We start from the raw sequence: 12,064 nt of genomic DNA on the forward strand, positions 1-12,064 counted from the left end.
AGAGATCCCTAATTTGATGAAAATTCTTGATCTGAGTCGAAGCAGACGCGCCATAGTTATGATTTAGCGCAAAAAAGCGTCAGCCCCGGCTGAAGGTGACGGAGACAAGTTGCCCCTCTTCATCCATCACCACCAGCTGATACTCGCCCGGATGATCGAGCTGCAGCGACAGGCTGTCTGCGGCGTTCTGCGTCATCAGAGGCTCACCATTCAGGAACCACCAGCGCTGTGTGCCCTGCCCTCCCTGCACCGCGACCGGCATTGTCAGCGCGCTCCTGCCCGGCAGCGGTCTGACAATTTGCCCCTCAATCACGCCGGTAACGATCAGCGGTGCGCTGCTGCCCTGCTGTAACGGCGGACACCGGGCATCGACAGGGGGCAGACGTTGCGCCCGCCGCTCCTGAGGCGGCAGCCAGGCCTCCAGCGGCAGCGGCCAGACCAGCCGTTCATGGCGGGTGGCGTCGGGGCAGTCTGCTGCGACGCGCAGTCCCTGCGCATTCTGCCAGTAGCCCAGGCGTAATCCGCTGAGGCTCTCCTGACCGGGAGCCAGCAATGTAGGCGGCAGCGTGTCGGCGGCAACCCAGCTTTGCCGCCGCTGGCGACAGTTTTCGTCTCCGGCGGGCAACGGCTGACCGCCAGGCCAGCAAATGGTCGCCACCGTCACCGAGGCCGGCCGCGGATCGCCCGGAACGTCACGTCTGCCGAGGCGACTCATCAGCAGGCTGTTGATCTGATTCATGACGGGCACGGCAGAGGCAAAACCAAACTGCCCGGCAACCGGCGTCGCATCCGGTCTTCCGACCCAGACGCCAATCAGATAACGGGGATTGATCCCCACCGACCAGGCGTCGCGGTAGCCATAACTGGTGCCGGTTTTCCAGGCCAGTGGCACCACATCGGGTACGCTGCCATTGCCCGCGGGCTGCGCTTCCCCGGCCAGGATACGCCGGATGATCCACGCCGACTCAGGCGAAAGCAGCGGCCGCTGCTGTAAGGGTTGATCGGGCATCCAGCGCAACTGGCCGGCGTTACCGTGGCGGGCAAAGGCGCTGTAAGCTGCCACGATCTCATCCATGCGCGCTCCGGTGCCGCCGAGAATCAGGGAAAGATTAGGTTCAGCGCCGGGGGGAAAACGTAAGTTCAGACCGACGTTGCGCAGGCGCGCTGCAACGTTTTTCGGTCCCAGCGCCTCCAGAAGCTGTACCGCAGGCAGATTCAGCGACCGCACCAGCGCGTCACTGGCGCTGACCGGTCCGTGAAATCCGGTATCGAAGTTGCCTGGCCGGTAATCACCAAAGCGACGCGGCACATCCTGCAGCAGTGATTCAGCATGAATCAGCCCCTCATCCAGCGCCATGCCGTAAATAAAGGGTTTTAACACCGAGCCTGGCGAACGCACGCTGGCGATCATATCCACATGGCCAAAACGGCTGTCATCGGTAAAATCAGCCGAGCCGACGTAGCCGCGAACCGCCATAGTGGTGTGATCCACCACCAGCATCGCCAGCGAGGTTCGTGGTGGAAGCTGATTTTTAACATTCAGCGCCAGACTTTCCAGTTCGCGCTGCAGTGAGGGGTCAAGCGTAGAGACAATCTTATCGCTGTGGCTGATCGACAGCAGCCGCCGGGCCAGCAGCGGCGCCATCTGTGGCATCTGGCGCGGCGGCAGCCACACCGGCTCCTGACGGATTTCCGCCACCTGTTCAGCGGACCAGATGCGGTATTCCGCCAGCCGATCCAGCACTTTGTTGCGTGCGGCTTCTGCCCGCTCAGGCCAGCGATCGGGCCGCAGACGGCTGGGTGCCTGCGGCAAAACGGCCAGCAGCGCCGCCTCGCCCGGCGTCAGCTGTGACGGGGCTTTTCCCAGCCAGCTCCAGCTGGCCGCGCCCACCCCTTCCAGCGTGCCGCCAAAGGGCGCACGGTTAAGGTAGAGCGTCAGGATGTCACGTTTGGAAAGATGCCATTCCAGCTGCAGCGCCCGCCACGCCTGAATCAGCTTGCCGCGCAGCGTCCGGGGTTGCGGGTCGATAAGGCGTGCCACCTGCATGGTCAGCGTGCTGCCTCCGGAAATCACGCTCTGATGGCGCAGATCCTGCCAGGCGGCGCGCAGCAGAGCCAGGGGATTGATGCCGGGGTGATACCAGAACCAGCGATCTTCGTAGGTCAGCAGCGCCTGCAGATAGGCCGGAGCCACCTCCTCTGGCGTGACCGGATAGCGCCAGATCCCCTTGCTGTCAGCAAAGCGCCACAATGGTGTACCGTCGCTGGCAACAACCACCCGCGCAGGCTGCACCTGTTTAAGCGGCAACGGGAAAAGCCGATCCAGCCCCCATATAGCCAGCCACAGCGCCAGAAAAAAAAGCGGCAGCGCGAGCCACCACTTTTTGATGCTGCTGACGTTTACCACGCGTCGCGTCACTTACTGAATATGCAGCTGTGACGGCGTGCTGCCGGTGGCGCGCCACTCCGGCACATACATCGACTCGACCTGCGGTGGTGGCATCAGATAGCGACCCGGTGTGACCGCCCGCGCCAGGTAGACCAGCGTCGCGGGACGATAAGTATCCACCGCCAGTGCCGCCACAAAGCGATCGTCACGGAACTCAATGTGTCTGATGTCAGCCTGCTGCATGTCACCCATGCTCTCCTTCAGCGCATCCGCACTGTCGCCGAGGCTGGCGCTGCTGTCAGCCAGGTTCTGGTTTTCCAGCTCCAGACCGGCAGGCAGCAGATCCACCACCAGCGCATCGGTGATGCTGCGCTTCGACGAAACGGTCAGACGCACCACCAGCAACTCGCCGCTGCGCAGATTGCTGAGATCGGCGGCTTTGCCATCCAGCGTAAAGTATTCACGTTTTATCCCGAGCACATTGCTCTCCGGCTGTGGCGCGGCCAGCGGATAACCGGTGACATCCAGACGACCATACAGCGGCGCACTGCCCGGATTACTGATGGCTAAGCCCTGCAACAGTCGTTCAGCCCCCAGCCCTTTATTCAGTGGCGCATCACCCTGCAGAGGCTGTGCATTGCCCGACAGTTGCGCCTGCCAGCTTCCGCCCTGCGCACGCTGCAGCGTATGCGCCGCTGAATAGAGCGCGTTATTCTCCTGAGTCGAGAACCAGCGCTTGCCGTTGACCTCTTTTGACAGCGACAGCAGCAGACTATTCTGTAGATCGGGCTGCAGCTTATTCTCTGCTAACAGGGATATCATCATCCCCTCATCGCGCACCGTGCTGCCATAGTCGCCATACCACTCTTTATCTGAGCGCGTCAGACTGGCACCCTGCATGATCGCAAGCGATGCGCGCTGCCCGTCACCCATCAGCTTCAGCGCCACGCCAAGCTGCATCAGCGCCAGGCCGGAGCGGGCCTTCTCACGCTTTTCATACAAGGCGCGCAGCGCCCCCAGCGGCGCACGCTGCTGACGCGCCAGCACCAGTCCGGCGTAAGCCTGCACGCTGAACTGCAGCGCGGCGTTGTTATCACTGCCGCCGCCGCTGATCTGCGCGGGATCCTGCAGATAGCGCAGCAGCCGTGCGTTAGCGCGATCAACGATATTATCCGGCAGCGCATAGCCCGCCTCGCTGGCGCGAAGCAGGAAATCGGTCACGTAAGGCGTCAGCCAGAACTCCTCCTCACTCTGTTTGTCCCACAGCCCGAAGCTACCGTTGGCCCGCTGCATGCCCGCCAGACGGGCAATGCCGGTGTCGACGGCGGCCCGGCGCGCCTCGTCACTGCTGGTTTTTATCCCCATCTCGGTCAGCTCGGCATGGCTGGTGTAGAGCGACGGCCAGAGGCCGCTGGTGGTCTGTTCCAGACAGCCGTAGGGATAGGCGTAAAGCGCACTGATATAGCTGGCGATATTGAGCGGCGGACGATTGCTCAGCGTCAGCTGTCCACTCAGGGTCTGAGCATCAAGGCCGGTAAACGCGGTTGCCGCGACCTGCCAGGGCTGATCGGAATTGATGACGGCATCGAAATTCAGCGTCCGGGCCGGATAAGGTGGTCTGACGCCGATTTTCCACTGCTGTTTGCTGGGCTTCACCTGCTCGCCCGGCAGGTTCAGACCGGAAATCTGCACGGCAACCTCGCCATCACCAAAGCCGGTTTTCGCCATGACCGGAATCTGAAGTGTGGTACGCGCGCCTTTGGCCAGCGTCACACTCTGGCTGGCAGCCCCGGCCAGATCCACTAAGCCACTGCTGCTCAGATCCACCTTCAGAGTTTGCGGCAGATCGGTCAGGTTAGTGAGATCCAGCGCCAGTGAGGCTGTATCGCCGCTGGCAAGGAAGCGCGGGGTGGCCAGTTCGCTGATCAGCGGCGCCGCGACCACCAGTTTACGTTCGGCCGCGCCGAAGCTGTCGTCGCTCCATGCCTGGGTCATCAGCCGCAGTTCACCGTTAAAGGCCGGGATCGGCAGCGTAATCGATCCGTTGCCCTCTTTATCCAGCGTCACCGCCTGTAACTGCTGCGCCACGATATTGACGTGCGTCACTGGCTTTTTGCCGCCGCGCGTCATCGATTCATCTTCGCCATCACCACCAAAACGCAGTGCCGCGAGCCGGCCACCGCCTTCGATCAGCTGGCCAAAGACGTCGTACTGATCGACGTTATAGCGTTTACGGCCAAAGAACGCCTGCCACGGATCGGGCGTTTTAAAATCCGTCACGCTCAGAACGCCGCTGTCCACCGCTGACAGCAGTACATTCACTTTTTCAGGCAGCGGGCCGCCATCACGACTGGCGTGGACTTTTACCGTCAGGCGTTGCTCAGGACGGATTTTATCGGGCGCATCCAGCGTCAGATTTAAGCGGCGCGCCTCCGTCGCCATCGGCAGATGCAACAGCCCCACCGCGCGTTTTGGCGTTGCGCCACTGACCTTATCGCCGTCTCGCACCACGATGGCGCTGAAGTAGAGATCGTGACGCTGCCAGCTCTCAGCAACAGGGACATCCACCGTTGTGCCGCCCTTTGGTACGGTCAGTGGCTGCCACCAGAGCGTGCCGCTGCTCGACTCCACCATCAGGTAACCTTTACCGGCCGCCGGTGACTCAACCTGCAGATGCACGGTGTCGCCCGGCTGGTAAGCCGCTTTGTCCAGCTTCAGTCTGACCTGATCCGGGCGCAATGCACCCGTGCCGTTGGTGTTATCCTGCCAGTCATAACCCGCCTGGAACCGGACGCTGCTGACGATCTTCTCGCCCGCCTGCACTTCCAGCCGGTAGTGGCCCCACTCGACCGGGAAGCTGACTTTGGTGCTGCCATCAGCCGGGACAGAGATGGCGCGTTCATCTTCCTGCAGATCCTTGTCGCTATACTGCGACTGCCAGCCTTCGCTGTCAGAGAAGCTCCAGTAGTAATCATGGCGTTCACGGATCAGGCGAACATCCAGCTTCTCTGCCGCCAGTTTTTTGCCCTGACTGTTGGCATAGACAATGTCGAATTCGGCCAGGCTCTGTTCCGGCACGGTCGGCTCATCGTGATAGCTGTCACTGCGGTAGTCATAAACCGCCTTGTTACCAAACAGCGGCCGGATACCCGGCAGCGCTTCAGCGGGCCAGATGGCCTGGGTGGCACTACGGGTGACCGGACGTCCGCCGGTTTCCAGCAGGCTGGCCTGCAGGATCAGATTGAGCGGAGAGTGGAGCTGATCCCACTGATTTTCTACCGTGAGTTGTGCTTTACCGCTGGCATCGAGCTTGAGATCCACCTCATCCAGCGTCCGCTTTAACCCCTCTTCGGTGATGTCACCAAACTGGTAGCCTGGCAGTGCAGTCACCGCCTCGCGTGCCGGTCGCAGATAGAGTTGACCCTGTAGCGTGTTACCTGCCGCTGGGGCGCCATAGAGATAGCGCCCCTCAATACCGAACTCAACACTGGCATCAGCGGCCTGTGGCTGAGGGTCATTTTTCAGGGTTAACGCCATACGCTCCGGCAGAAAATCTTCGACGTGAAACTTCCACTCTCGCTTGAGGTTATCGCCGGTATTCAGTCGCAACATCCAGTCGCCGGTCATGGCCGACGCGGACAGCGCCAGTCGCTGCTGGTAGAATCCCGCTTCAGGCTGCCAGACAAAAGTCCGCATCACCTGGCCATCGGGCTGCACCAGCTCCGCTTTGATCGGCTGCGCGGGCAAGGGGTGTCCGTCGGCATCGCGAAGCAGCGCATTCACGATGACCGTTTCGCCAGGACGATAGATATCGCGTGGACCAAAAACAAACAGCTGTTTGTCATAGCCCTGCGGCCCCGCGACCGGGAATTCAGCGAGATCCAGCGCCGGACGCGCCAGGTCGATCATTGAGGTCTGTTCTCCCTGAATTGCCAGCAGGAGCTTGCCTTTTTCATCCGCCTTGAGGCTCAGATGACCGGTGCTGTCACTGGTTCCGCTTTGCAGCACCTGCCCCTTCTCATCCAGTAACCTGACGCTGACCCCGGAAAGCGGCTGACCGTCTGCCAGACTCTGGGCGAACAGTTCGAACCGGGTCGGGAAGCGATGCAATGACAGGCCAATATCGCTGAGGGTGAAAAGCGTGGCGGGCTGGCTGTAGCGATAAGTCCCGGCCTGCTTCATCACCGCCAGATAGACGCCCGGCTGCTGAAGTGCGGTAATGTCACGCATCGGCAGCTGCAATTTTTCACGCGTGTTACGCGCCGGATTGAGCTCAAAGCGTCCGCTATAAACCAGCTGGCTGCTTTTCAGCAGCTCCTGCGACTGCCAGCTTGAGAGGTTGTTGCCGTAATTCCACTGCGAGAGGAATTCCGCCAGGCCGGCATTCTTTATCCGGAAGAAATCGACATCGACCTGGTCAACATTCAGCGCCAGCACCGGCAGTCCCTGGGTGATACGCAGCGGCAGCAGTGAACCGCGACTGGCAAAGCCCACCATCGGCTGGATATCACGGGTGGCGATTTTCTGGCTGTAATCGGCGGCAAGCGTCTCTCCGCTGGCCGCGCGCAGTCCCGCATCCACCGTGACGGTGAAGTGACGTGACGGCTCGGGATGGCGGAAGCGCAACGTTTTGCGGTTAGCAGAAAGCTCCCAGCCGCCATCCACCCGGCCCTGTTTATCGTCGGTCAGCCTGACTTTTTGCGCGATATCCTGTTTATCATCAAGCGGCTGACTGAAGGTTAAGACCAGCGCAGCGGCATTATCGATCTGCAGTTCCGAGAGATCGATAATCGTCAGCGGTTTGCTGACCTGGGAGGTTGCGGGTGCTTCTGCCGCCTGGAGAGGCAAAACAGGTAACAGGGTCGCTGACAGCAGCGAACCACCGATCAGCATGCTGAGCAGCAGCCGGGTATTGCGTTTCTTCATGGTAGTTCCTTCACCGGGACGCAGGGAGTGTCGTTTGATTACGCAGCGCAATTTCATATCAATGCTCGCATTTAATCAACGCTTCTCTTGAGATGGTGCGCACATTCCCTGACACTGGTATGACAGATTGCTGAGATGAGGTTGTTATGACGACGCCACTGTTTGTGTCCGCCGACTGGTTACAAGAGCACTACAACGATGAGCGGCTTCAGGTGCTGGATGCACGGTTGTTGCCACCCGGTATGGAAGCGGTTCGCGATATCCAGGCCGAATATCTGGCGGGTCATTTACCCGACGCCCCTTACTACGATATTGAAGCGCTTTCCGATCACACCAGCCCTTACCCCCATATGCTGCCCCGCGCCGAAAGTTTTGCCGTCGCGATGCGTGAACTGGGTGTCAGCAGTGATAAGCACCTGGTGGTGTATGACGAGGGTAATCTCTTTTCTGCGCCACGCGCCTGGTGGATGCTGAAAACCTTTGGTGTGGCTCAGGTGTCGATTCTGGCCGGGGGCTTGCAGGGCTGGAAAGAAGCCGGTTTTGCGCTGGCAACCGGCGAAGTGAATCTGCCGGAAGGTGAGTTTGAGGCCCACGCAGATGAAAGCCGGGTGAAGCGCCTGACGGACGTACTGCTGATCAGCCATGAAGGCGGCGCACAGATTATTGATGCGCGTCCTGCCAATCGCTTTAACGCCGAAGTGGATGAACCACGTCCCGGATTGCATCGCGGACATATTCCCAACAGCCTGAACGTGCCGTGGAACAGCCTGGTTGAACAGGGAAAACTCAAGCCGGAGGCGGAACTTCAGACGCTGTTTGCCGATGCGGGCGTCGATATTACCCAACCGGTGGTCGCCAGCTGTGGCTCAGGCGTGACGGCGGTGGTGGTGATTCTGGCGCTGACGGCGCTGGGCGCACGGGATGTCACGCTGTATGACGGATCCTGGGGCGAATGGGGCAGTCGCGACGACTTACCTATCGCGAAATAAAAAACAGGCGGCCCATGAGCCGCCTGTTTTTTTAATAATATCGGATTCGATCAGCTGTAAGAACGAGGTAGCACAGGAAACAGGGTCAGATCGGAAAGTCGCTAAAGCCACTCCCTGGCCGCTCGGCCCGCGCCGTCCATGGCGCGGGACGCTTTCCTCCTCTGACCCTGTTCCCTGCGCGTTAAGCTTATTCGTTGCGGCCAGATTCCCCCTGATTCGGGATATCAGCTATATGAGGCGGCTCGTGAGCCGCCTGTTTACTTTGTTGTCTCAGATAATCCGCTCACTGCCCTTGAAGTCGCGCAGGAAACTGCCCCAGCGACGCTCATAGAATGGCGTGATGTGGGCGGTAAAGAAGTGGCTGATGCCGCGATCGTTCAGCGTCACCTCACAGATATCAACCGGCGCATCGTCCGGCAGCGTATCGGTTGCCACGCTGCCCGCCGCCTGAATGATCGTCTCAATATTGCTGTCCGCTTCAATGCCAATCAGCAGATTGGGCGCTTCGTCAGCCCGCTCACGGATACTGGCGATAAACGCGCGACGCACCTGCTTATGCTTGCTGAAGAGCTGAGTCAGTGAGTCGATCATCTGCGCAGGGGGTTCAGCCACCTCAGACAGCAATAGTGACTGTCCGCCTTCCAGCACGGTTTGCTGGCTTAGTGCACTGCCCTCTTCAGCCAGCAGATGGGTGATCTCGGCCGCAGTAAACTCTTTACCGGAAGGCAGTTTGGGATTGAGAAACAGCGTCTCGCCGCGCGTAATCTCAAACAGCGTTCGTACCGGCAGACGCAGCCAGGACTGCTCACCGCTCACCGCTTCACTCATCGCCTCTTCTGACGTGAAAAAAGGAATGATGCTGCTGCCATCCTCTTTTTCCCAGTGCTGCAGATCAACGGGCGTGCTGGCATCAAGCTGTTGCGTGGTGCTTTCACCTGGCACCCAGGCATCAGATTCCAGCAGCAGCTGAAAAAACTCGGGCCGATGGGCAGGCTCAGTGGCCGCCAGCTTCAGCACCTCTTCAAGACGATTCATAGTTTCCCTCTGAACAGCGGCGGCATCAGCCACCGCTGAGATCGGCTTATTTCAGTAACAGATTGGCGAGTGTACGCACGCCAAGACCTGTTGCACCCGCCGCCCACTGGTCAACTGCGCCTTTGCGATAGGTCGCGGAGCAGTCGATGTGCAGCCAGCCCTGCTGATAGTTACTGACGAAGTGTGACAGGAACGCTGCCGCGCTACTGGCACCCGCCGCATGTGACGGGCTGGCGATATTATTGAGATCGGCGAAGTTAGACGGCAGATGGCTGCGATGGAATTCGGCCAGCGGCAGACGCCAGAAAGGTTCGTTCTCACTCACCGCGCTGCCCATCAGCGACTGTGCCATCACATCATCAAAGGTAAACAGCGCATGGTAATCGTTGCCCAGCGCCGTCTTAGCCGCACCGGTCAGCGTCGCAGCATCGATGATCATCGTCGGGTTCTGCTCGCTGGCGTCGATTAAACCGTCGGCCAGGACCAGACGCCCTTCCGCATCGGTGTTCATCACTTCCACCGATTTACCGTTGCGATAGCGAATGATGTCGCCCAGTTTAAAGGCGTTGCTGCTGACCATGTTATCGGCACAGCAGAGGTAGAGTTTCACGCGCTTGTTAAGACCGCGCGAAATCGCCATGGCCAGCGCGCCGGTGACGGTCGCCGCGCCGCCCATGTCAGATTTCATTGAGTCCATGAAACTGCTCTGCTTCAGGCTGTAGCCACCGGTATCAAAGGTAATGCCTTTACCGACCAGACAGGCGTAGACCGGGGCATCGTCGTCGCCGATCGGGTTGTAATCGAGTGCCAGAAATACCGGCGGACGATTTGAACCGCGTCCAACAGTGTGCAGGCCCATATACCCCTGTACCCGCAGATCGTCGCCTTTGGTGATGCGATAGCTGACGGCGCTGCCGCCCACTTCACTGATCAGATCGACTGCATTGTGCGCCAGCTGTTCCGGCCCCAGATCTTCCGCGGGCAGGTTAATAACGTTGCGAACCCAGTCGATAATTTTCAGACGGCGATCAAACTCCGCCTGCTCATGTTCGCCCAGCGCCGGCCACTCAACCTGACGCTGGCCTTTCGGACCACGGAAGCCCTGCCAGAATGCCCAGCACTGCTCAAGGTGCCAGCCTTCGCCGGTCAGCGCCACATGGCGGATCCCCTGGCTGTCGATTTTGTGAGCCGCACGCTGAATGATATTCAGCGCATCCGCGCCGGTCAGATGCAGTGTCATGCCGCTGTCGTTGCTGCTGAGAATCGCTTTTTCGCCCCAGCGCGCATCGGCGGGCTGGCTGCTAAGCGTAATATTCATGGGTTGTGTGGTCATCGAAAAGCTCCATAATCGTTATCTGTTTCATCCAGCCTGATTGTTATAACGGCTTTAATAAGATGTTAAATATAATTCGCAGAGAGACCTGATAACAGATTCCGTCAGGTGTTGCCAGCGAAGTGCAAATATAGGCGCAATTTCCGGACTATGACCGGATATCAGGATTTCATTAAGGCCCGCAGACGGGTCACTGATTTCTGCACCAGGGCAATGGCGTAGTCGATCTCTTCTTGGGTTGTGAAGCGTCCCAGCGAGAAGCGCAGCGAACTGTGCGCCAGCTCTTCACTCAGGCCCAGCGCCCGCAATACATAGGAAGGCTCCAGGCTGGCGGAGGTGCAGGCCGAGCCGGAAGAGAGCGCCAGATCTTTCAGCGCCATGATCAGTGATTCACCCTCAACGTCAGCAAAACTGAGGTTAAGAATGTTCGGTGCGCTCTGCTGCAGATCGCCATTGAGGGTGACGTCGGGCAGTGTGCTGATGCCCTGCCACAGGCGATCGCGCAGAGTCTGCAGGCGCGCCATCTCGGTTTCGCGCTCTTCTGCTGCGATACGATACGCCTCGCCCATGCCGACAATCTGATGCACCGGCAATGTCCCGGATCGCATACCGCGTTCATGTCCGCCGCCGTGGATCTGCGCAGCAATCTGCACACGCGGTTTACGCCGGACATAGAGTGCGCCGATGCCTTTCGGGCCATAGAGTTTATGGGCAGAAAAGGACATCAAATCAACCGGTAACTGGCTGAGATCGATAGGCAGCTTGCCGACGCTCTGGGTCGCATCCACATGAAACAGAATCTCACGTTCGCGGCAGAGTTCGCCAAAGGCGGCGATATCCTGAATCACTCCGGTTTCATTATTAACGTGCATCAGGGTGACTAAAATCGTGTCGTCGCGCAGCGCCGCACGCAGCTGGTCAGGCGAGATAATGCCGTTAGCCGCCGGGGTGAGATAAGTGACAGCAAAGCCTTCACGCTCAAGCTGCTGGCAGCTATCAAGCACCGCTTTATGTTCTGTCTGGCTGGTGATGATATGTTTGCCGCGCGCCTGATGGGCGTGAGCTGCACCTTTAATCGCGAGGTTATCGGATTCAGTGGCGCCAGAGGTAAAGATGATTTCACGCGGATCGGCATTGACCAGTTCGGCGATCTGATTACGCGCAACATCAACCGCTTCTTCAGACTGCCAGCCAAAACGGTGCGATCGCGAGGCCGGATTACCGAACGTGCCATCCAGCGTCAGAAACTGCATCATTTTGCTGGCCACACGCGGATCGGCCGGCGTGGTGGCGGCGTAATCCAGGTAAATCGGTAATTTCATTGCGCTACAGCTCCGTATAAAAAATCATACGTCTTTATAGCAGATTCGGCCCTGACCGCGTTAGCAGTAA

General features: G+C 59.4%; 6 protein-coding genes. 1 reads left to right on the forward strand and 5 read right to left on the reverse strand.

The genetic code is table 11. The features are described from left to right. Window positions 1–79 precede the first annotated feature (79 nt). Window positions 80–2,419, reverse strand: coding sequence for a peptidoglycan glycosyltransferase PbpC (gene pbpC, locus NR195_RS15665; RefSeq protein WP_010671318.1), 2,340 nt, complete (start codon window positions 2,417–2,419; stop codon window positions 80–82). Beyond that, entirely contained in the window at window positions 2,420–7,315 is a 4,896-nt protein-coding gene (locus NR195_RS15670) for an alpha-2-macroglobulin (protein WP_256844699.1), read from the reverse strand. Between the two features lie 146 nt (window positions 7,316–7,461). Between NR195_RS15670 and sseA the strand changes: the two genes are divergently transcribed. Further along, window positions 7,462–8,304: a 3-mercaptopyruvate sulfurtransferase gene (gene sseA / locus NR195_RS15675; RefSeq protein WP_033772412.1), complete on the forward strand. Its 843-nt coding sequence runs from the start codon at window positions 7,462–7,464 to the stop codon at window positions 8,302–8,304. A gap of 270 nt (window positions 8,305–8,574) precedes the next feature. Here sseA and sseB read toward each other — a convergent pair whose 3' ends face one another. From sseB to NR195_RS15690, 3 genes are all read right to left on the reverse strand, one after another. After that, entirely contained in the window at window positions 8,575–9,339 is a 765-nt protein-coding gene (gene sseB / locus NR195_RS15680; protein WP_010257582.1) for an enhanced serine sensitivity protein SseB, read from the reverse strand. 46 nt (window positions 9,340–9,385) lie between these two features. Further along, on the reverse strand, window positions 9,386–10,672 hold the full coding sequence (gene pepB / locus NR195_RS15685) for an aminopeptidase PepB (RefSeq protein WP_122889746.1): 1,287 nt from the start codon (window positions 10,670–10,672) through the stop codon (window positions 9,386–9,388). Window positions 10,673–10,833: 161 nt separating this feature from the next. Next, window positions 10,834–11,994, reverse strand: a complete 1,161-nt coding sequence (locus NR195_RS15690; protein ID WP_256844700.1) for an IscS subfamily cysteine desulfurase — start codon at window positions 11,992–11,994, stop codon at window positions 10,834–10,836. Window positions 11,995–12,064: the final 70 nt, after the last annotated feature.

Origin of the sequence: Pantoea sp. Ft-CA_14, assembly GCF_024520875.1 — a bacterium.
In the GTDB taxonomy this organism is placed as follows: Bacteria; Pseudomonadota; Gammaproteobacteria; order Enterobacterales; family Enterobacteriaceae; genus Pantoea; species Pantoea agglomerans.

What these genes read in the sequence shown, in the direction of transcription:
- NR195_RS15670 (WP_256844699.1), bottom strand. Translation starts at nt 7,315, where the DNA reads ATGAAGAAACGCAATACCCGGCTGCTGCTCAGCATGCTGATCGGTGGT.
- sseA (WP_033772412.1), top strand. Translation starts at nt 7,462, where the DNA reads ATGACGACGCCACTGTTTGTGTCCGCCGACTGGTTACAAGAGCACTAC.
- sseB (WP_010257582.1), bottom strand. Translation starts at nt 9,339, where the DNA reads ATGAATCGTCTTGAAGAGGTGCTGAAGCTGGCGGCCACTGAGCCTGCC.
- pepB (WP_122889746.1), bottom strand. Translation starts at nt 10,672, where the DNA reads ATGACCACACAACCCATGAATATTACGCTTAGCAGCCAGCCCGCCGAT.
- NR195_RS15690 (WP_256844700.1), bottom strand. Translation starts at nt 11,994, where the DNA reads ATGAAATTACCGATTTACCTGGATTACGCCGCCACCACGCCGGCCGAT.